The sequence below is a fragment of the Rhizobium sp. NZLR8 genome (genome assembly GCF_019685025.1).
Taxonomy (GTDB): Bacteria; Pseudomonadota; Alphaproteobacteria; order Rhizobiales; family Rhizobiaceae; genus Rhizobium.
Genome location: NZ_JABDVY010000012.1, coordinates 40451 through 60627, shown reverse-complemented (window position 1 = coordinate 60627; position 20177 = coordinate 40451). Strand labels below are relative to the sequence as shown.

Genomic DNA, 20177 nt, shown 5'->3' with positions numbered 1-20177 from the left:
TGCTGGTCTAAGGACGGGATACGGCGCTGTGGGCAAGCACGAAGGGCGTGCCGTCGGCCGGCACCTGGTTGATCCGCAGCGCGCAGCCGAACACCGACAGCATTGTTTCGTCCGTCAACACGTCACTGACGCTGCCGGCGGCGGCGAGGCGGCCGGATTTCATCAGCACGATGCGGTCGGCAAAGAGCGCCGTCAGGTTGAGATCATGCATGACGGCGATGACGCCGCCGCCGCGTTCGCAGAAATTGCGGGCAAGCGTCATGATCGCCAGCTGGTGGCTGATGTCGAGGCTTGAGACCGGCTCGTCGAGCAGCAGCCAGCAGGGTTTGCCGTCGACGACAGGCTCGGCGATCTGGCAGAGCACGCGGGCAAGCTGCACGCGCTGCTGCTCGCCGCCGGAGAGTTCCTGATAGAAACGGCCTTCGAAGCCGGTCAAGTCGACGGAGGAAAGTGCGGCGGCGGCCGTCTGGTCGGCCTTGTCGGGATTGAGGTTGATGCCTGATGTCAGGCCCATGCGGACGATCTCTCGCACGGTGAAGGGAAAGGAGATCGTGCTTGCCTGCGGGAGCACGCCACGAACGGCGGCAAGCTGCCAGGGTGACAGTCCTTTGACCTCGTTGCCGCCGATGCGCACCGAGCCGCCATAGGCAAGTTCACCGGAGATTGCCTTCATCGTCGTCGTCTTGCCGGAGCCGTTCGGCCCGGCAATCGCCGTCAGCTCGCCGGCCTTTGCCGTGAAGGCGACGTCGCTGATGATGGCCTTGCCGGAAAGGCGCACCGAGACGCCGGAAACTTCGATCATCTCAGTCACTCAAAGGGCAAGGCGTGAACGCTGCCTCAGCAGGATCCACAGGAAGAAAGGCCCGCCGACGGCCGCGGTGATAATGCCGATCGGCAGTTCGGCCGGGGCGACAAGGGTGCGCGCCAGGACGTCGGCGAAGATCAGCAGTGAGCCGCCGAGAAGGGCTGCAGCCGGCAGCAGGAAACGATGGTCCGGGCCGATTGCCATGCGCAGGATATGCGGCACGACGATGCCGACGAAACCGATGCCGCCGCTGACGGCGACGGACGCGCCGGTCGCCGCGGCGACGCCGACGATCGCGATAGTCTTCAGCCGCTGGACAGGCACACCCATATGGAAGGCGGCGGCCTCGCCGAGCGTCATGGCATTGAGGCCGCGAGCCATGAAGGGCAGGGCCGTGAAGGACAACAGGATGATCGGGCCGGCGGCGGCGATCTTCATCCATGTGGCGCCGGCAAGCGAGCCCATGCTCCAGAATGTCAGGTCGCGCAGCTGCTGGTCGTTGGCCATGTAGATCAGCAGTCCTGTCATCGCCAGGGTGAGCGCGCCGAGAGCGATGCCGGCAAGCAGCATCGTCGCCACCGAGGTCTGACCGTGGCGGGTGGCGATCCTGTAGAGCAGCAGCGTCGTGACGAGACCGCCGCCAAAGGCGGCCGCCGGCAGGGCATAGATGCCGAGAAGCGCCTGGAGTGGAGCGGCAAGGCCACCGCCGAGCACGATGACGGTGACCGCACCGAGGCTTGCACCGGAGGAGACGCCGACGAGGCCGGGATCGGCCAGCGGATTGCGGAACAGGCCCTGCATCACCGTGCCGGAAACGGCCAGCGAGGCGCCGATCAGGAAGCCGAGGATCGCCCTCGGCAGGCGGATATCGAAGATGATGATCCGGCCACGCGTGCTGAGCGCCGTCTCGGAACCGGCCATGTTGCTGATAACGTCGAGGATCGAGACATCCGAGGCGCCCGTCGTCACCGAAAACAGCATCGAGAAGACCGAGCCGATGACGAGCAGCGCGATGACCAGCAAAGCGAGCCGCGTTCTGTCGCCCGCCCGCCGGTTTGCGCTGATCTCCGCCATCGGGAATGGTCGCCTTCGTTCCATCATGGCTTGCGGCAGGACCATGATCAGCCCCCGTAGATCGCCATGTTGAGCTCACGCGCGGCGGCGGCGGTGCGCGGGCCGAAGCCGAGCAGGTAGATGCCGTCCATGCGGATGATCGCCTTCTTCTCGCCAGCCGGCGTCAGCGCGATCGCCGGCTGGGCCAGCAGGTCCTCGTTCTTGGTGCCGGCGCCATCGCCGCGGTTCATCATCAGGATGATGTCGGGCTTGGCCTCGATGATCGCCTCGTCCGTCAGCGGTTTGTAGCCCGGGAATGCGCCGACGGCGTTGATGGCACCGGCGAGCTTGACGATGCCATCGGCCGCCGTGCCGGTGCCCGATGCCATGATCCGGCCGTTCTGGGCGCTGAGGATGAAGAGAACGCGCTTGCGCTCCGCCTCCGGACGCTTTTCGGCATCGGCGATCGCCGCGTCGAGATCGGTCGCAACCTTTTCTTCAAGCGCCTTCGCCTTGTCAGGCACGCCAAGCAGCAAGCCCACCCGGTCGATCTTGGCGATGATGCCATCGCGGGTAAAGGGGCTCGGCACGGTTTCGAAGGGCACGCTGGCACTCTTCAGCACAGCCAGCGCCTCCTTCGGGCCGGAACCCTCGACGGCGATGATCGCCGTCGGGTTCATGGCGAGGATACCTTCCGGCGAGAGCGCCCGCATGTAACCGACATTGGGCAGCTTCAGCGCCGCCTCGGGGTAGATGCTTGTCGTGTCGCGGGCGATCAGCCGGTTTTCCTCGCCGAGCGCATAGACGATCTCGGTGATATCACCGCCGACCGAAACCAGGCGCGAGGTGTCGAGCTTGTTTTCTTCGGCATGGGCGGCGCGGACGAAGGCGAAGCCTTTGACCGCCGGTGCCGACGGGATCAGCGGCAGTGCCATGACGGTCGCCGTCAGGGCGAGTTGCCAGGGGCGAAGCCGGCGCAGATTGTTACGCATCGTCATCACAGCGATCCTTATGCGGCAACACTTGCTGCCCGCGGCAGATTTTCGATGATCGCGCGCCATTCGGCGCGTTCGTCGGAGCCTTCCTGCCGCTTGCCGAAGAACTGGATGATCATCTCGCCATCGGCATTGTAAGCCTCCAGCGAGGTGACATGCCCATCCTTGGTCGGCTTGCGCACGGCCCAGGTCTCGGCGATGTGATCCTGGCGCAGATGCAGATGGAAGGTAGGGTCCATGATATTGATCCACGGACCCATGGCCTGGACGTTGAAGATCGGGCCGGAATGGACCTGGACGATGCCGTTATTGGCGACGAAGCACATGATCGGCAGGCCGGATTTCACCGAGGCATGCATCATCTCCGAAGTCGCGGTGTTGTCCAGCTTCCAGGCATAATCGTCGCCGACGCTGCGGATGGCCGCCTGGCGGCCGATCTTCAGGCGTTTCAGCATGCCGAAGAACTCATGGGTATCGGTGAGCTTGTTCCAACTGTCGCGCAATTCGTCTCGGCTGACGTAGGCGGTTTCATCGACGGTATTCGAGGTCTCGGCCTCGACGAAGTCCTGAGACTGGTCTTCGAGTTTCAACTCGGCGACCATCGCGTGATAAGCCTCGACATTCGAATTCGGACGCAGGTGCAGCTTGTGCACGGCGCAGCCCGCCTTATCGAAATATTGCAGGCTGAGGCGCACCTGGTCGCCATCCTTCTTGGATACGGCGAAACCGTATTCCCAGCGGCTCGGGAAGATGCGCAGGTCGATATTCTCGCCGAGAACGATTGCGGCCTGCACGCCGCTTTTGATGTTTTCGAAGATGCCGATTTTTTCGTGCACGGCACTTTCGTTGCGCGACAGCGCCATCACTTCGCCGAGGCCGGCCACGCGTTCGAGGAGCATCAGCGCGCTGCCATCGATGCGGGTCACGCTGATGCCAGTTTCGGCGGCGACGAGAGCTGCCTCGGAAATCTTCAGCTGGGCAGCGATCTCGCGCTCGCGCATCTTCGGATTTTGGGCGCGAAACGCACGGATTTCGGCTGGCGCCGGTCTTGTCTGCTCGGTCATATCTTACCCTATTTATTGAGAATGAGCTTGCCCTGCCGGGTGATCTTCAGGCGATAGGTCAAACCGTCGTGTCTGATCATGATTTCGTTCGTGCCGCGGAAAAGATCCGCGCTTTCGACGATCCGGTGCTGCGCCGCAGGCGCGCTCGGCAGCGGCACGTGCTTAAAGTTATTTGGCTTTTCAACCATCATTTCGGTTGGCAATTCCGTGGGGCCGGGATTGGGGTCCCCGGTTGTGATGACAATTAACTTGACTTTCTTACTCATGGTTTTTTAAAGACGCAATAGGAGACTATTGCAGTCAAGTTTTTGAGATTGCTGATTTGAGGCTGCCTGGCGGCGGTTCGGGACAGAAGCGGAGAAGATAATGACGGTTAGGTTTGCGGCTGTTGCGGCCGGCGTGGTGATGGCGGTCTCAAGCATATGCCAGGCGCAGGATGCGGCAACCGCCAAGCTCGATGTCGAACTCAACGCTCTGGCGCCGTCGCAAAAGGGCTGCATGATGACCTTCGTTGCCGAGAACAATCTTCAGGCGCCGATCAACAAGATCTCTTTCGAGCTTGCCTTCTTCAACGACAAGAATGCCGTCGACCGCATCACCGTGCTCGATTTCCGCGATCTGCCGCAGGGCAAGAAACGCGTGCGCCAGTTCGACATGCCGAATGTCAAATGCGAAAGCGTGACCCGGATCCTCATCAACGACACGCCGGTCTGCGACGGGCCGGCGGCGGGCGAATGCATGAAGGGTCTCGTCACCCGCTCGCAGATTTCCATTCCCTTCGAGGGCTAAATACGCCGGGGGCTGACCCCGGCGGACATGTTTCAGGCTGTCCGAGGCATAACAATGGCGATTTCAGCGAAGTCCAGATCGAGACAGGTGCTCATCGGGGAGCCGGACGCTGACGGCAGTCTCAACGACAATTACATGCATCCCGGCCATGAGCTTTCCGACCTGCGCAATGCGCCGCGGCAACCGGCCGGCGAGGCGGTGGTCCATTATGCGCGTTTGGCGCAGATATCCTCTTTTCCCGATCATCCGGAAGCCGCATCAACTGCGCGTGCCGCAGCGCCGGCGATGGATGCGGCGGTGGAAAAGCAGGAAGGCGAGAAGAAACCGGTGCGGCGGCGGCTGGCGCTGACTTGTGTTGGCTCGTTGATTTTTCATGCGACGTTGGCTGCCATGTTGATCATTGCCTTCCCGAAGGCGCCGGAGGAGGCGATCGAGGAAGCGGGCGAAGCTGTCAGCGTTGTGATGTACGGCAATTCGGACGTCGATCAGACCGCTGCAGGCGAGACCGATGTGACCGTACAGGAAGAAATCATTCCGGAGGCCGTTGAACCGGATACAATCCAGCCGACCGAAGCGGCTAACCTTCAGCCGGAAACCGTTCAGCCGACCGATGTCTCGCCTGTGGAGGCTCAGGATCCGATCCAGCAAGCCCCGGTTCCAGAAGTGACGCGCGTCTCTCCGGAAACAGCGGCGGCGGTCGCACCGGAGGTTCTCGTTTCCGAGGTTCCAGCTGAAACCGCCGTCCTACAACCGCTGTCGACGGTCGTTCCGGAAGAGCAGAAGCCGGCCGATGACATCCCCACGGACGTTCAGCCATCCAACACGCCCCCTGTGGCCGCAGTTGAGCCTGAAGAGGTCAAGCCCGTCGAGACAGCAGAGGTGCAGTCGGAGCCGGACGAGCCGCAGGAGATCGTAACCCCAGAGCCGAAGCCGAAAGAGGTCACGCAGGAAAAGCCGAAACCGGTCGAGAAAAAGCGTCCACTGAAAAGGACCGCTGGTTCGCAGGGTGAGACGCAGCAAGATTCTACTCGTGGTGTTGCTGAAGGTGATCGGTCGGCTCAGTCGGATCGTAACTCGCGCACCGCCGGCAACAATAATGGGGTCGGAACTGCAGTCTTTGCCAATTACGACGGCAAGGTCCGTAGTCGCATTCGCCGCGCGATCAGAACACCTCGTGGTGTCGAGGGAACCGTGGTCGTCTCGTTTTCCGTGAATGGCAGCGGCGGCTTGACATCCGTTCGCGTAGTAAGCGGGTCTGGCATTCTCGAGATCGATAAGCGCGCCGTCGATGCTATCCGGCGCGCGGCTCCATTCGGTCCAACGCCCGGTGGAAATGGAAGGAGCTTTACCTCCGTGCCGATCGCGGTCGAATAATATGAGAAAACTTATCAACTTTATACTTTACTCTAAAAATCAAGTTTAATAAGGTCCACCCGCACACGCAGGAATCGTGTGACGATCAACGAGCGAACGGGTGGTATATGGCTCGCAAGGGCAAGAAGGGTTCGAACAGGGAGGCCCGCGCCAGCGCGGCCGAGGACGCCAGCCAGCTATCCGCCGGACGATGCAAACTGGATGGCCGCAGTTTTCTCTATGTCGGCGGGCGTGACTGCCAGGTGGCGCATCTTCGCCAGATCGCCAGCAATTTCGGCGCCGAGCTCCTTCATCATGACGGCGGCCTGCGCGAAGCTGTTTCCCGCATAGATACCGTGCTGCCCTCGGTCGACTGCGTGTTCTGCCCGATCGACTGTATCAGCCACGATGCCTGCCTGCGCGTGAAGACCGGCTGCAAGAAATTCGGCAAGGCCTTCATCCCGCTTCGCAACGGCAGCAAGTCTAGCCTGGAACGTGCGCTGCATACGATGAACGAACGAGACAATTCCCGATGAACGACCAGCGTCCCGACGGCTTCACCATGATCTGCCTGCATAAGCTTGCCGCGCAGACAGGCGAGGGCCTCGTGCCCGAGCTCTACGCACTTTTCCGGCAGCATACCGATCGTCAGCAGATCTACCGGAATGTGATGCTGTTCCCGACTTGGGAAGCGCGCATGCCCGGAGAAGCGACGACGAGACCGCTTGGCCCGGCGGCAGCAAACGGCAATAATGTTCTCGCTTTTCCCTGCTATGCAGCAAGGGCCGGCAAGAGGAAGGCCTAAGGAGATCGCATGTATATCGCAATGAACCGCTTCAAGGTCGCAACCGGGAACGAAGTTGATTTCGAGACGGTCTGGCGCAATCGCGATTCCAGCCTGGCCGAAGTGCCCGGTTTCGTCGAATTCCGCCTGCTGCGCGGGAAGGCCAACGAAGAGGAGGGCTACACGCTCTATTCCTCGCACACGGTCTGGAACAGCGAAGCGGATTTTCAGAACTGGACCAAGTCCGAGAATTTTCGAGCGGCGCACCGCAATGCCGGCGACCGCAAGGCCATGTACAAGGGGCCGCCTGTTTTCGAAGGCTTCAACGTGGTCGACGGCGTCTAACTGCGTACTCACCCTCATTCCTGTGACAAGGACAGATGAGGGACGAGAGGTGAGACCTCCCATCAACCCTTTCGATAGGCCGATGAATCGAAGCCAGTTTGCAAAGCCCTCAAGGCCGTACCCGGAAAACGGCGCCGGCGGCAACGGCCAGCCAGCCAAGCATCATCGCCCAGCCGCCGGTCGGGGCGGCATAGGGGAAGAGGCTAGAGCCGGTGAAACGCAGAGTGACGAGATCGCCTGCAAAGAGCAGGGTTCCGATAATCATCAGAAAACCGGCCAGCCAGGCGGTTTTGAGCCTGGCGGTGCCGAGAGCCAATGCCAGCAGGGTAGGGGCGTGCGCGAGGCACATGGCAGATGCGGATGCCGCGAGATTGGCCTCACCGCCGCCATGGGCGGCAAGGGCGGCGAGCGCCACGCCGGCTACGCCGAACAGACCGGCAAAAAGATAGAGCACCGGCTCCAGGCGCGCATTCAAGCTCATGGTCATTCCTTTTCCTGTATGTCAGGGGCCTTGTTCTGCATGTGATAGGCGAGCCGTTCCACCGGCGCCCAGATGAGATCGCGCAGCGCTTGGCTTGATATCGTCTGGTCGAGGGCACGGCGGAAGCAGAGCAGCCACTCGTCGCGCTCGACGGGGCCGATCTTGGCGACGAAATGGCGGCTGCGCAGACGCGGATGGCCGCGCTTGTCGGTATAGAGCGGCGGGCCGCCGAGATAACCGCTCATATATTCGTAGAATTTCTCTTCGCTGCCGGCAAGGCTCGGCGGATGCACGGCGCGCACGTTGCTTGCCTCCGGCAGCCTGTCCATCAGTTCGTAGAAACGCTGCGTCAGCGCCCGCACGACAGGATCGCCGCCGATCGCCTCATATAGAGTGGTGACCTTCTCCGTCACGAAACCATCCCCGATGCCCATCCATTGCCCCGGTCCTTCATGCACCGGGCGGAAAACGATCGCAACTGTCATCAAAGCGACGCGGCAATTCGCGCATATTGCCAGGCGGGCAGGAGTTTCAGCCAATTCATCTTGACAAAACCGTCCAGACGGTATCTTTTGCTCGCATGTCGAACGCTCATCATCGCAAAAAGCAGCCTATCCTCGTGCGCCAGCAGTTGCTGGATGTTGCGGCGCGCCTTGCTGCCAGCGCAGGCATGGCCGCGGTCACGCTCGATGCGGTGTCCGCCGCCTCTAGCGTCAGCAAGGGTGGGCTGCTGCATCACTTCCCGACGAAAAATGCGCTTCTTGATGCACTGTTCGAGAGCCTGCTCGAAAAGTTCGACGCGGATATAGAAGAGCTGATGCGCGGCGATCCGCTGCCGCAGGGACGCTTCACCCGCGCCTATCTCAGAGCGGTATCCGGTATCAAGGATCGTCCAGACGATTCCAGGGGTTGGACGCAGGTGACGATCGCGCTTCTTGCCGAACCCCGGTTGCGCCTTCGATGGCGCCAATGGGTGCAGGCGCGGGCCGAGGAATATATCGGCACCGACTCCTCCCTCGACGCCCAGGTCGTGCGTTTTGCCGCCGACGGGTTGTGGTTCTCAGATACGTTGGAAAGCCATGATATCGACGGCGTTCTGAGGCGGGATCTCATTAATCGCCTTGTCGAACTGACCGGGAAGTAATCCGAAAAGGAATTCGCCATGAGCCAGGCCGCCGTCTACGGGCTGTTGTTTGCCGCCATCGTGCTCGAGGTCATCGGCACGACTGCGCTGCAGCTGTCGCAGCAGTTCACCCGCATCGGGCCGACGGCGCTTGTCGTCGCCTGTTATGCGGCCGCCTTCTATTGCCTGTCGCTGACGCTGAAAAGCATCCCTGTCGGCATTGCTTATGCAATTTGGAGCGCTTTGGGAATCGTGCTGATTTCCTCGGTCGGTCTGGTCTTCTTCAAGCAGCGGCTCGACCTGCCGGCAATCCTCGGGCTCGGGCTGATCATATCGGGCGTCGTCGTCGTCAACCTGTTCTCGAAATCCGTTTCGCATTGATATTGCTGCGATATTGCCGAGTGGAATTTCCGCCTTCTGCCGGTAAATTTTCCCCTTTGTCAAATTCCTGACAAAGGTCTATGTGTTGCTTAGACGTGGAGGAGACGAGGCGCAGCCAGCGCTGCTGTTTTCCAAAGCGCTTTGAATCCTGTCTTTCCCGCCTACCAATACTTCCAGTTTCTACAGGAGCACATCATGGCCATTCGCACCGTCGTCTGGGGAGAGAATATCCACGAGACTACCAACGAAATCGTTCGTGGGATCTATCCCGAAGGCATGCACACGACGATCGCCAACGCGCTGAATACGGATCCCGGTATCTCGGCAACTACGGCAACGCTGCAGGAGCCGGAACACGGCCTCAACGAGGCCCGCCTTGCCGAAACCGATGTGTTGACCTGGTGGGGCCATAAGGATCACGGCGCGGTCTCCGACGTCGTCGTCGAGCGGGTGGCCAGGCGTGTCTGGGAGGGTATGGGCCTCATCGTGCTGCATTCCGGCCATTTCTCCAAGATCTTCAAGCGGCTGATGGGCACGCCCTGCGCGCTGAAGTGGCGCGAAGCGGGCGAGCGCGAGCGTCTATGGACGATCAACCAGCGCCATCCGATCGCAGCGGGCATCGGCGAGCATTTCGAGCTCGAGAACGAAGAAATGTACGGCGAGCAGTTTTCGGTTCCGGAGCCGCTCGAAACGGTGTTCATTTCCTGGTTCCAGGGTGGCGAAGTGTTCCGCTCGGGCCTGACCTGGCGGCGCGGCGCCGGCAACATCTTCTATTTCCGCCCCGGCCACGAGACCTATCCGACCTATCACGACGTCAATATCCAGAAGGTGCTGATCAACGGCGTCAAGTGGGCCTATAACCCTGAGGGATCGTTGACTGGCATTACCGACGCACCAAATGTGCCGGTAGAAAAGGCACTGGAGCCGATCGTCGAACGCGGCCCGAGACTGCACCAGGCCGGCGAAGCCGGTTACCGCTGAGGAGCATCCATGCGACTACTCGTTCTTGGCACGGGGGTGATGGCGAAAAACCAGCTCGCCCGCTTCCCCCTCATCGACGGCGTGACGGTGGTCGGTGCCGTCGACACCGATCCCGAGCGGCTTTCGGCCTTCGCCGACAAGTTCAACATCGAAAAGCGGTTTCTTTCACTGGAGGAGGCGATCGCCTGGGGTGAATTCGATGCGGCGACGAACGTCACGCCCGACCGGATCCATCACCCGACGACGATGGCGTTGATCGCCGCGGGCAAGCATGTGTTCTGCGAAAAGCCGCTGGCGGAGAACTATGCGAAGGCGCTGGAGATGACGGAGGCGGCGGAAAAGGCCGGCGTCATCAACATGGTGAACCTGACCTACCGCAATGTCGCGCCGTTGCAGCGCGCCCGCGAGATGGTGCTCGCCGGCGAGCTCGGCACGATCAGGCACGTGGAAGCCTCCTATCTCCAGAGCTGGCTCGTCTCGCGTGCCTGGGGCGACTGGCGCACGGAATCGACCTGGCTGTGGCGGCTTTCCACTGGCCACGGCTCGAACGGCGTGCTCGGCGACGTCGGCATCCATATCCTTGATTTTGCCGCCTATGGCGCGGCGACCGACATCGACCACGTCTTTGCGCGGCTGAAGACCTTCAACAAGGCGCCGGGCGGCCAGATCGGCGAATATCTGCTCGATGCCAATGACAGCTTCACCATGTCTGTCGATTTCGCCAACGGCGCGCTCGGCGTCGTCCATGCCAGCCGCTGGGCGACGGGGCATCTGAACGAGTTGAAGCTGCGCATTTATGGCGAGAGGGGCAGCCTTGAGGTTATCCACCGTCCCGGCGGTTCCGAGCTGCATGGCTGCCTCGGCGAAGGGGTCGAAACGGCCACCTGGACGCAGATCGAAGTTGAACCGGTGGCGACCAACTACGAGCGTTTTGCCGAGGCCGTGGCAACTGGTGTCCAGCCGGACCCGAACTTCCGCCACGCCGCCAACCTGCAGAAAGTGCTCGACCTTGCGATGGTGACCGAGCGCGAACGGCGCGAGTTGAAGGTGTGATCGTCCTTGAGATCGAGGTGTAACGGGACAAGGAACGCCGCATGAAAAGCCTCCTCACAAGCTGGCCGCTTTGGGCGCTTTTTTCCGCCGGCTTCGCAGCGCTCACGGCGATTTTCGCCAAAGTCGGCGTCGAGAACGTCAATTCCGACTTCGCGACCTTCATTCGCACCATCGTCATCCTGCTGGCGGCGGGGATGATGGTCTATGTCACCGGCAACTGGCAGGAACCGTCTTCGGTGTCGAGCAGGAGCTGGCTCTTCCTGGGGCTCTCGGGTCTTGCCACCGGCGCATCCTGGATTTGCTATTTCCGCGCTCTGAAGCTCGGTGATGCCGCCCGCGTCGCGCCGATCGACAAGCTATCCGTCGTCTTCGTGGCCGTCTTTGCCGTGCTGTTCCTGGGCGAACGCCTGACGCTGCCAAACTGGCTTGGCGTCGTGATGATTGCTGGAGGAGCCGTGCTCGTCGCTTACCGGGCATGAAGCCGCGGATCGAGCCTTACGATCATAAATTCGTCGCGCGTCGAGCCGCTTTCAGTTTGCGATATTTTCGCGTTATGCTTCCTCATGGGCAATTCAACGCTCTCCTTTGGTCCGTTCCTTTGCGATCCCGTGACAGGAAGCCTGTGGCGGGAAGGCAAGTCCGTGGCGATAGGACCACGACCGACAGCGCGCTGCTCGGCATGCTGCTGGAGGTCGAGGGTCGCGTCGTCACCAAAGCGGATCTGATGGAGCGGGCTTGGCCGGGGCCTGCCGTGGAGGAAGGCAACCTCACCGTTCAGATTGCCACGCTCAGGAAGCTTCTCGGCCCGAAGCCTGACGGCACGGAGTGGATCGTCACCGTTCCGAGGGTCGGTTATCGCCTGCCGCGCCAGGACGATGCCGGGGTGGCGTCGGTGGCGCCGCAGCCGCCTTCTCTCGCGGTTCTTCCCTTCGCCAATCTCGGTGGTGATGCCGACCAGGATTATTTTGCCGATGGCGTGGTGACGGAGATCATCACGGCCCTTGCCCGCTTCCGCTCCTTTTCGGTCGTCTCGCGATATTCCGCCTTCGTCTACAAGGGGCGCAGCATCGATGTGCGAGAGGTGGCCAGGGAATTGGGGTCCGCTACGTGCTCGAAGGCAGCATCCGGCGGGAAGGCGGGCAGGTGCGTATCAACGGGCAATTGGTCGATGGCGTGACGGCGACCAATCTTGGGCCGATCAATTCGAGGACGGCATCAGCGGCATCTTCGCCTTCCAGGACCATATTACCGAACACGTCGCTTCGATTGTCGAACCGGCAATCGAAATTGCCGAAATCCGGAGATCGCGCCGCGACCGGCCGAACAGTCCGGCGGTTTATGATCTCTATCTGCGCGCGCTTGCGGCGATAACCGACGAGTCGATCGAAAACAACGCCGTCGCCTATGCGCTGCTGCGCGAGGCCCTTGCCATGGAGCCGGAAAATGCGTTGATCCTGTCACTTGCCGCCTGGGCGCTCGAACATCGTACGACCATGGGCTGGCCGCCGCTCGGAGGGGACGACAAGGCGGATGCCTCAGGCTTGCACGCCGCGGCCTTCAGCATTCCGCCGGCGATCCCCGGGTGATGGTCCATTGCGGCATGGCGCTGCTGCAGACGGGCAAGGATTATGACGGCGGCATGGCCGTGCTGGAGGCCGCCGCCGCTGCCAATCCCAACGATCTTCGCGTTGCCGCCTGTTCCGGCATTGCGGCCCTGCACTGCGGCGATATCGATGGGCGCTCGAGCGTCTGCACCGCGCCGTGAGGCTGCGGCCGCGCGATCCGGATGCGCGTTTTTCGCTGACAGGCATCGCGATGGCCGAGATCTTCCGCGGCAATTACGAGGCAGCGCTTTCGTTTGCGTCACGATCGCTGGCGCTCAATGCCCATTTCGACCCGACCTACTGGATGCTAATCGCCGCACACGCGCATCTCGGCAATATTGAGCAGGCGCGGCAGTTGCTGCGCGCGCTGGAGGCGATTGCACCTGATGTGACACTGGAAGGCATTCTGGCGGGTCAGCCGGCCAAGAATCCCCAGCGTTTTGCGCCGGTTCTGGAAGGGCTGGCGCGCGCCGGGATGCGGCCGCGCTGAGAGGCATTTGGAAGTTTTAGCAGCTTTTATCCGGAGCATTAAGGACCCGGCCCCGTCGCTTCGGCGATGCTGATCCCATCAATCGATGGAGGATCGTCCCATGCTTTCCAACATGCATATTCTATCCCTTAAACAGGGCAGGCTTTACGGCGACCGGATCCGGATAGAGGCGCTGCCGCAAGGGTTCGCCCCGCCGCGACGGCTCGTTGCCCTGTTCGCGCTGATCGGCAGATGGCGCAAACACACGAAAAAAGACCCCGCCGAAGCGGGGCCGGAGTTGCCGAGCCGCAGCAGGCGGCACGGCGATCTGATTTTTCGGTGGTTTATTCTATGACCTGCACCACGCGGTGGGTGCGGGGTTCGACGATCACATGTTGATTGTTGATGACCGTATAGGCGTATTTCGGGTTGTCCGGCACCGGTGTGACGACGACATCGGCCGGAAGCGGCTTGCCGACGACGATTGGTTCCTGGACGACCACGGAGGCGGTCGGGGCCGGCTGCTGCTGGACGTAGGTGACTACCTCGCGCGGCGGCGGATCGACAACGGCGCCGGCGACACCACCGGCTACGCCGCCAATAGCGGCACCCACGGGGCCACCGACGATCGCGCCGGTGATGGCGCCGCCGGCTGCACCGGTCACGGCGCCATCAGCGAGCGCATTGGTTGCAAGTGACGACAGCGCAAGGGCGCTGGAGACAAGTAGAATCTTGTACATTATGCTTCTCCTTTGCTGGGGTTGCGTTTGAGTAACGACCGCGCCAATCCGAGGTTCCGGCAGGAGAGAGTCACGCTTTGGAAGGTCGGTTCACATTCTGTGAGGCGGCCGAAGCGTTTGTCGCGATGCATTATTCCAGCCGCCGGCGGAAGAGCCATGCGGCGGCGCTGAGCGTAACGGCGGCGATCAGCGCCAGCGGGATCGTCTGGTTCACCACCTCGCTCAGCGGAATATCCTTCAGGAAAACACCTTTGACGATCACCAGGAAATAGCGCAGCGGATTGATCAAGGTCACCGGCTGCAGCCATGCCGGCATGTTCTCGATCGGCGTCGCGAAGCCGGAGAGCAGCATGGCCGGGACCATGAACAGGAAGGCGCCAAGGATCGCCTGCTGCTGGGTCATCGACAGCGCCGAGATGAAGAGGCCGAGACCGGCGACCGAACCGAGGTAGAAGATCGCGCTGCCGTAAAGCAGGAAGAGCGAGCCGCGCAGCGGCACGTCGAAAAGAAAGACTGCGGCCAGTATATAGACGGTGATGTGGAAGAGGCCGATCATCATCGGCGGGATCAGCTTGCCGATCAGGATTTCGTGCATGCGCAGCGGCGAGACCATCAACTGATCGAAGGTGCCGAGCTCGCGCTCGCGGGCGATCGACAAAGCCGTGACGATCAGGCCGATCAGGAGCGCGACGCTGGCGATCAGGTTCGGCACCATGAACCATTGGTAGGTGAGGTTCGGGTTGAACCAATTGCGGGGCACTGTCGAGACGATACCTGTGCCGGCGCGTCTGCCGGCTGGCGTCTCGGCGGAAAGTGTCGCGCCGATCTGCTGGAGATAGCCGGCGACGATCTGCGAGGCGTTGGAGCGGCGGCCGTCGAGCACCATCTGCAGGTCGGCCGGTGTTCCCGCCTCGATATTGCGCGAAAAATCCGGGCCGATCTCGATCGCCGCGATGGCCGTCTGGTTGTCGATCGCCACCCTGATATCCGCCTGGCTTCCCGCCATCTCGATCCGGCGGAAGGTTGGCGAGCCATCGATGCGTTCGATCAGTTCCTGGCCCCAATGGCCGCTGTCGCGGTTGAGGATCATGACGTCCACATTGCGCACTTCGAGCGTCGCGGCATAGGAAAAGACGAGAAGCTGGACGATCGGCGGGCCGATCAGGATGGCGCGGCCCTTGGGGTCGCGCAGGACGGCAAGCAGTTCCTTGACGATGAGGGCGTAGAGCCTTGTCCACATCAGCCGATCCTCTTTCGGGTGTTGCGCGCCGCAAGCACGAACATGACGGCGCCGATCGTCAGCATCACGCCGATCGCCTGCAGGAACATTGGCCAGATGTCGCCGGCTAGGAACACCGTCTGCAGGCTGGGGATCAGGTAGCGCGCCGGCACGATGAAGGTGATCCACTGAATGACGGCAGGCATGGAATTGATCTCGAACAGGAAGCCCGACAGCAGGAAGGCCGGGAGGAAGGCGGAGATCAGCGCCAGCTGCGAGGCGAGGAACTGGTTCTTCGTTGCCGTCGAGATCAACAGACCCTGGCCAAGCGCCGGGATCAGGAAAGCGGCCGACAGGGCGTAAAGCGCTGCGACCGATCCGCGGAACGGCACGCCGAAGAGAAAGACCGCAAACAGCACGCAGAGCGTCATCGAGGTGAGGCCGAGCACGAAATAGGGCAGGATTTTGCCGATGAGCAATTCAACCGCCGTTACCGGCGTCGCCATCATCGCCTCCATGGTGCCTCGCTCCCATTCGCGGGCGACGACGAGCGAGGTCAGAAGCGTGCCGACCAGGGTCATGACGATGGCGATCGAACCGGGCACGAGGAAATTGCGGCTGGTCAGTTCCGGATTGAACCAGAAGCGCTGTTCGACCGAGATGGCCGGATTGGAAGTGGCGACATCCGCCTGCCTCTGCCGTTCCCAATTGGCGACGGCGCCCTGGGCATAATTCTGCACGAAATTGGCCGTGTTCGGATCAGAGCCATCGACGATCACCTGAATATCCGGACGGTTGCCGGCGATATAGTCCGTGGTGAAATCGGCTGGGATGACGACGATGCCACGCACCTTGCCGAGCACGAGATCTTCCTCGAACAGGCGCCGGTGGCGGCCGACGGCGACTTCGAAATAACGCGAGGCCTGGAAACTTGCCGACAGATCCTGTGTCAGCGGCGTCATCTCCTCGGTCACGAGGCCGATGCGGGTGCGGGTGGTATCGAGCGAAACGCCGTAGCCGAAGAGAAAGAGCAGGATCAGCGGCAGCACGAAGGCAATGAGAATGCTGCTCGGATCGCGGATCGCCTGGTAGCTTTCCTTGCGCACCAGGGCTGAAAGACGCCGCAGCCGGCCAAGTTCGGGTTCGCGGGGGGAGGCGCTCATGCGGCATCCTCCGCTTCCGATTGCTGCACCAAGGCGATGAAGGCGTCCTCCATCGTCGGGTCGGGCAGATCTTTGGTTGCGACGCGGGCCTTCAACTCATCGGGCGAGCCGAGTGCGATCGAGCGGCCGCGATAGATCAGCGAGATGCGGTCGCAATATTCCGCCTCGTCCATGAAGTGAGTAGTGACGAGCACGGTGACGCCTTTTTCCACAAGCGCGTTGATATGCGTCCAGAATTCGCGCCGGGTGATCGGATCGACGCCGGAGGTCGGCTCGTCGAGGAAAAGGGCGCGCGGCTCGTGCATGACGGCGCAGGCAAGCGCCAGGCGCTGCTTCAGCCCGAGCGGCAGGTCCTTGGCGGGCTCGCGGGCGTGGCGGCCGAAATCGAAGATGCTGACCATCAGTTCGATGCGCTCGCGCTTGTGCTGGCCGCGAAGGCCATAGACGCCCGCGAAGAATTCGAGGTTCTGGATGACGGTGAGATCACCGTAGAGCGAGAATTTCTGCGCCATGTAACCAAGCTGGTTACGGGCTTCGGCAGCATCGCGGCGAAGATCGAAACCGGCGACCCGGCCTTCGCCGCCGCTCGGCTTCAACAGGCCGCAGAGCATCTTGAAGGTGGTGGACTTGCCGGCGCCGTTCGGGCCGAGCAGGCCGAAGATCTCACCGCGGCGGATATCGAAGCTGATATCGTCGGCAGCGGTGAAATCGCCGAAACGCTTGGTCAGGCCCCTGGCCTCGATCACCGGCCGGTCGCCTTCAGCCTTCAGCGGCTCCTGCGCTTCCGCCAACCTGGAGCGGCCGCCGGGACCGCCGCCAAGCATGTCGACGAAGGCATCCTCGAAGCGGGGCGGGGCAGGGGCGAGCGTTGCGCCATCGCCGGCCGATCCGATATCCGGTTTCTTATCCTTGGCGGCGACGAGGCGGATCGCCTCGCCCTGGATCACGCCGTCGATGACGCCATCTGCCTGCAGAAGCCCGGCAAGCACTTGCCGGCGGCGCCCCGATATGCCCGAGACGCGGAAGACCCGATCGCTGACGCGGCCGGTCATCTCAGCCGGTTTTCCCGAAAACAGCAGCTTTCCCTGGTTCAACAGCAGCACGTGGTCGCAGGCCTCAGCCTCATCCAGATAGGCGGTCGACCAGAGCACGCCGATGCCTTCCTTGGTCAGGTTCTCGACCATCTTCCAGAGGTCGCGACGCGAGATCGGGTCGACGCCGACGCCCGGCTCGTCGAGCAACAGCAGGCGCGGTTTTTTGAGAAGTGCGCAGGCAAGGCCGAGCTTCTGCTTCATGCCGCCGGAGAGTTTGCCGGCAAGCCTGCCGGTGAAGCGCTTGAGATCGGTGAAGGTCAGCAGCTCGTCGAAGGCACCGGCGCGTTCGCTCTTCGGCAGGCCGCGCAGATCGGCATAGAGATCGAGGTTTTCCTGCACCGACAGGTCCTCATAGAGGCCGAAACGCTGGGGCATGTAGCCGATGGCCGCCTGGATGCCGGCGGCATTCTTGCTCGTGTCGAAGCCGAGAACTTCCACCGTTCCGGTATCGGGCAGCATCAGGCCGGTCATCAGCCGGATCAGTGTCGTCTTGCCGGCGCCGTCGGGACCGACGAGGCCGGTGATCGCACCGCCGCCGATCGCGCCGGAGACGGCGTCGAGAGCAGGGGGCGCATCGCCGAAGCGCTTAGTGACGCCGTCGATCCGGACGAGCGGCTTGTCGTCCCGGCCGGGTTCGGCGGTCATTGTCCACCCGCCGCAGGCGGCGGAAGCCGCACGGTGACCGGCATGCCCTGGCGCAGATCCGGGCCGGGCTGGTCGATGACGATCCTCAGGCGATAGACGAGATCGGTCCTGAGTTCCGGCGTCTCCACCGATTTCGGGGTGAATTCGGCGACCGGCGAGATAAAGCCGATCGTGCCTTCATAGGGTTTGTCGGGCGCCGTATCGGAGGCGACGGAAACCTTCATGCCGGGGTGGAGGCGGCCGAGATCGGGTTCGGCGACATAGCTGCGCACCCAGACGGGCTCGGTCAGGGACAATACGAAGACGGTATCCGCCGGCGAGACGATCGCACCATTTTCCCGCACACGTGAGAGGATGACGCCGTCGTTCGGGGCGCGAAGCTCGGTATCTGCAAGCGAGGTGCGGGCCGAGGCAAGGCTCGCCTCGGCAGCCTTCACCTGCGCGTCGGCGGCGGCGATATCCTCGACGCGCGAGCCTTCCTGCAGCAGCTTCAGCGCCTCGCTGGCGGAATCGGAGCGGGCGGCGGCCATGGCCCTTGCGGCGGTCGCCTGGTCAAGGCTCGCCTCGGAAATCGTGCCCTGCGGGCGAAGCTGGCGGGCGCGGTCATAGGCGAGGTTGGCATTTTCGAGATCCGCCAGGCTTTCATCATAGGCGGCGCGCGCCTGGGCGATCTCTGTCGGGCGCGGGCCGGCCTTCAGCTTGTCGAGCGTTGCCCGAAGAGCTGCGGCGTTGGCTTCGCCGGAGCGGACAGCGAATTCATAGGGTGCGGCATCGAGTTCGGCCAGAACCGTTCCGCTCTTGACGACATCGCCCTCGTCGACGTGAAGTTCAGAAAGGCGGCCGCTGACACGGAAGCCGAGCGAGACCTGGCGGATATCGACATTGCCGTAAAGGACAAATTCGCGGTGGGCCTCGGGCAGCCAGCCGAGCTTTTCGGGCAGGCCGTACCACCAGGCGGCGGCACCCGCCGCAACGAGGAGAAGGAGGGCGAGGATGCGTTTCATGCTGCACCTGCCTTGGACGGGCCGAGCACATCGACCAGTTCAGCGGCGAGGCCGCGCAAGATTTCCACCTGTTCCGGGCCGACGGCGTCCCATTCCATCTGGGCAAGCACGGCGGCATGGGTGACGCGAAAGACGAGGATGCTGCCGAGAAGGGTGAAGGTGCGCAGGCGCACATGTTCCGAGGCGGGATCTTCACGCAGGATGACGCCGATCAGCCGCCGGCCCATCTCGATCATCGGCCGCATGATGCCCTGATAAACCCTTGCGAAGGCTTCGGTCGGCTCCATCTGCTCGCGGATCAGGAAGCGCGCCCAGGATTCGGATTCCTTGCCGACGAAAAGCGTCACCATGGTCTGGAGAATGTCTGTCAGGAAGCGACGAGCCTCGGTTTCTCCGAGCGGTTCGCCAGCGGCATCGAGCGTCATGAGATATGTGCCGATGCGCGCCCTCATGTCACCGACATGCGTATCGATGCGGGCCATCAGATACTCGGCCGTGGCGATGTAAAGACCTTCCTTGCTGCCGAAATAATAGGGGATCGCCTGCAGGTTGACGCCGGCGGCCTCGGTCAGCTGACGTGTCGAGGCGCCGTCGAAGCCGTAGCGGCCAAAGACGTCGAGGGCGGCGGAAAGCATCTTCTGACGCGCGATCTCGGCGCGGGCGGATGCTGGCGGGGTTCGGGCGTCGCGTTCCTGGTTCATGATGGTTTTATAACTCCAAACGGATAATAAGTCAATCGATTGATATATTTCTGAAGAAGGAATTCGACCCGAGATCTATCGCTGGCATGAACAGGCGTTTAGCCGAGATTGATGTCAGCTCTGCGCATCAGGTGATTCAGTTACCCGCGGGAAACATCGGCAGGAAAAGGCAAAGAGGCCCGTGGCGAACGGACCTCTCAGGGTTCTCAGGGTGGGAAAGAGAAACCAAGCCTGGGGGTTGGCTGCTAACAGGTAGCGATGCGCTATCGCTAATTTTCGCGACACTAATGTGTCTGGCGCCACTCATTGCGGGACAAAAAAGGCCGGCGTT

Annotated in this window: 24 protein-coding genes and 1 pseudogene; 12 read left to right on the top strand and 13 right to left on the bottom strand. The window is 62.2% G+C overall.

Translation table 11 applies throughout. From position 1 onward, the window contains the following. Positions 1 to 7 precede the first annotated feature (7 nt). The 5 genes from HJB89_RS23635 to hemP are packed head-to-tail and all read right to left on the bottom strand — an operon-like array spanning position 8 to position 4108. Positions 8 to 802 carry a heme ABC transporter ATP-binding protein gene (locus HJB89_RS23635; RefSeq protein ID WP_207581493.1) on the bottom strand — a complete coding sequence of 265 codons (795 nt, stop codon included), beginning with the start codon at positions 800 to 802 and terminating at the stop codon, positions 8 to 10. A gap of 9 nt (positions 803 to 811) precedes the next feature. Then, positions 812 to 1924, bottom strand: coding sequence for an iron ABC transporter permease (locus tag HJB89_RS23630; protein ID WP_207581492.1), 1113 nt, complete (start codon positions 1922 to 1924; stop codon positions 812 to 814). Positions 1925 to 1926: 2 nt separating this feature from the next. Next, entirely contained in the window at positions 1927 to 2856 is a 930-nt protein-coding gene (locus tag HJB89_RS23625) for a hemin ABC transporter substrate-binding protein (RefSeq protein WP_221116567.1), read from the bottom strand. Between the two features lie 11 nt (positions 2857 to 2867). Next, positions 2868 to 3917, bottom strand: coding sequence for a hemin-degrading factor (locus HJB89_RS23620; protein WP_221116568.1), 1050 nt, complete (start codon positions 3915 to 3917; stop codon positions 2868 to 2870). A gap of 8 nt (positions 3918 to 3925) precedes the next feature. Next, the gene (hemP, locus tag HJB89_RS23615; protein ID WP_207584360.1) at positions 3926 to 4108 is read right to left on the bottom strand and encodes a hemin uptake protein HemP; all 183 of its coding nucleotides are present in this window, start codon (positions 4106 to 4108) and stop codon (positions 3926 to 3928) included. 175 nt (positions 4109 to 4283) lie between these two features. On the opposite strand from hemP, the gene HJB89_RS23610 reads away from it, so the two are divergent. The 5 genes from HJB89_RS23610 (at position 4284) to HJB89_RS23590 (ending at position 7188) form a co-directional block, all read left to right on the top strand. Further along, on the top strand, positions 4284 to 4706 hold the full coding sequence (locus tag HJB89_RS23610; protein ID WP_221116569.1) for a hypothetical protein: 423 nt from the start codon (positions 4284 to 4286) through the stop codon (positions 4704 to 4706). A gap of 54 nt (positions 4707 to 4760) precedes the next feature. After that, positions 4761 to 6080, top strand: coding sequence for an energy transducer TonB (locus HJB89_RS23605; protein ID WP_221150592.1), 1320 nt, complete (start codon positions 4761 to 4763; stop codon positions 6078 to 6080). Positions 6081 to 6187: 107 nt separating this feature from the next. Next, positions 6188 to 6595 (top strand): DUF2325 domain-containing protein, encoded by a 408-nt coding sequence (locus tag HJB89_RS23600; RefSeq protein WP_221150591.1) that lies wholly within the window; start codon positions 6188 to 6190, stop codon positions 6593 to 6595. Continuing rightward, positions 6592 to 6864 carry a hypothetical protein gene (locus HJB89_RS23595; protein WP_221150590.1) on the top strand — a complete coding sequence of 91 codons (273 nt, stop codon included), beginning with the start codon at positions 6592 to 6594 and terminating at the stop codon, positions 6862 to 6864. Before HJB89_RS23600 ends, HJB89_RS23595 begins: the two co-directional genes overlap by 4 nt. Positions 6865 to 6873: 9 nt before the next feature. Further along, positions 6874 to 7188 (top strand): antibiotic biosynthesis monooxygenase, encoded by a 315-nt coding sequence (locus HJB89_RS23590; RefSeq protein ID WP_221116572.1) that lies wholly within the window; start codon positions 6874 to 6876, stop codon positions 7186 to 7188. 109 nt (positions 7189 to 7297) lie between these two features. Here the strand turns inward: HJB89_RS23590 and HJB89_RS23585 are convergent, their stop codons facing one another. Both HJB89_RS23585 and HJB89_RS23580 read right to left on the bottom strand, forming a co-directional pair. Next, complete coding sequence (locus tag HJB89_RS23585) at positions 7298 to 7669, bottom strand: DUF423 domain-containing protein (RefSeq protein ID WP_221132345.1); 372 nt, start codon at positions 7667 to 7669, stop codon at positions 7298 to 7300. A 2-nt stretch (positions 7670 to 7671) separates the two neighbouring features. Continuing rightward, the gene (locus HJB89_RS23580; RefSeq protein WP_221132346.1) at positions 7672 to 8082 is read right to left on the bottom strand and encodes a group II truncated hemoglobin; all 411 of its coding nucleotides are present in this window, start codon (positions 8080 to 8082) and stop codon (positions 7672 to 7674) included. A 167-nt stretch (positions 8083 to 8249) separates the two neighbouring features. On the opposite strand from HJB89_RS23580, the gene HJB89_RS23575 reads away from it, so the two are divergent. The 7 genes and pseudogenes from HJB89_RS23575 to HJB89_RS23545 all read left to right on the top strand — a co-directional run bounded on the left by HJB89_RS23575 (position 8250) and on the right by HJB89_RS23545 (position 13635). Further along, on the top strand, positions 8250 to 8813 hold the full coding sequence (locus tag HJB89_RS23575; RefSeq protein WP_221117530.1) for a TetR/AcrR family transcriptional regulator: 564 nt from the start codon (positions 8250 to 8252) through the stop codon (positions 8811 to 8813). Positions 8814 to 8831: 18 nt separating this feature from the next. After that, the gene (locus tag HJB89_RS23570) at positions 8832 to 9173 is read left to right on the top strand and encodes a multidrug efflux SMR transporter (RefSeq protein WP_207581483.1); all 342 of its coding nucleotides are present in this window, start codon (positions 8832 to 8834) and stop codon (positions 9171 to 9173) included. A gap of 195 nt (positions 9174 to 9368) precedes the next feature. Then, on the top strand, positions 9369 to 10154 hold the full coding sequence (locus HJB89_RS23565; RefSeq protein WP_221117529.1) for a ThuA domain-containing protein: 786 nt from the start codon (positions 9369 to 9371) through the stop codon (positions 10152 to 10154). A 9-nt stretch (positions 10155 to 10163) separates the two neighbouring features. Continuing rightward, positions 10164 to 11207: a Gfo/Idh/MocA family protein gene (locus HJB89_RS23560; RefSeq protein WP_207581481.1), complete on the top strand. Its 1044-nt coding sequence runs from the start codon at positions 10164 to 10166 to the stop codon at positions 11205 to 11207. Between the two features lie 41 nt (positions 11208 to 11248). Next, positions 11249 to 11686, top strand: coding sequence for an EamA family transporter (locus HJB89_RS23555; protein ID WP_207581480.1), 438 nt, complete (start codon positions 11249 to 11251; stop codon positions 11684 to 11686). Positions 11687 to 11770: 84 nt separating this feature from the next. Continuing rightward, positions 11771 to 13301: pseudogene (locus HJB89_RS23550) on the top strand (winged helix-turn-helix domain-containing tetratricopeptide repeat protein). Between the two features lie 100 nt (positions 13302 to 13401). Next, on the top strand, positions 13402 to 13635 hold the full coding sequence (locus tag HJB89_RS23545; protein WP_259672104.1) for a hypothetical protein: 234 nt from the start codon (positions 13402 to 13404) through the stop codon (positions 13633 to 13635). On the opposite strand, the gene HJB89_RS23540 is transcribed toward HJB89_RS23545, so the two are convergent. From HJB89_RS23540 to HJB89_RS23515, 6 genes are all read right to left on the bottom strand, one after another. After that, complete coding sequence (locus tag HJB89_RS23540) at positions 13625 to 14020, bottom strand: DUF1236 domain-containing protein (RefSeq protein ID WP_003542187.1); 396 nt, start codon at positions 14018 to 14020, stop codon at positions 13625 to 13627. The genes HJB89_RS23545 and HJB89_RS23540 overlap by 11 nt on opposite strands. A 130-nt stretch (positions 14021 to 14150) precedes the next feature. Further along, on the bottom strand, positions 14151 to 15260 hold the full coding sequence (locus tag HJB89_RS23535; protein WP_221150589.1) for an ABC transporter permease: 1110 nt from the start codon (positions 15258 to 15260) through the stop codon (positions 14151 to 14153). Beyond that, a complete protein-coding gene (locus tag HJB89_RS23530) occupies positions 15260 to 16402 on the bottom strand; it encodes an ABC transporter permease (protein ID WP_221150588.1) in 1143 nt (380 codons plus the stop codon). Before HJB89_RS23530 ends, HJB89_RS23535 begins: the two co-directional genes overlap by 1 nt. Next, a complete protein-coding gene (locus HJB89_RS23525; RefSeq protein WP_221150587.1) occupies positions 16399 to 18141 on the bottom strand; it encodes an ATP-binding cassette domain-containing protein in 1743 nt (580 codons plus the stop codon). The genes HJB89_RS23530 and HJB89_RS23525 overlap by 4 nt, the downstream gene beginning before the upstream one ends. Then, positions 18138 to 19145 (bottom strand): secretion protein HlyD, encoded by a 1008-nt coding sequence (gene hlyD / locus HJB89_RS23520; RefSeq protein ID WP_221117526.1) that lies wholly within the window; start codon positions 19143 to 19145, stop codon positions 18138 to 18140. The genes HJB89_RS23525 and hlyD overlap by 4 nt, the downstream gene beginning before the upstream one ends. Continuing rightward, a complete protein-coding gene (locus HJB89_RS23515; protein WP_207581474.1) occupies positions 19142 to 19846 on the bottom strand; it encodes a CerR family C-terminal domain-containing protein in 705 nt (234 codons plus the stop codon). Before HJB89_RS23515 ends, hlyD begins: the two co-directional genes overlap by 4 nt. Positions 19847 to 20177: the final 331 nt, after the last annotated feature.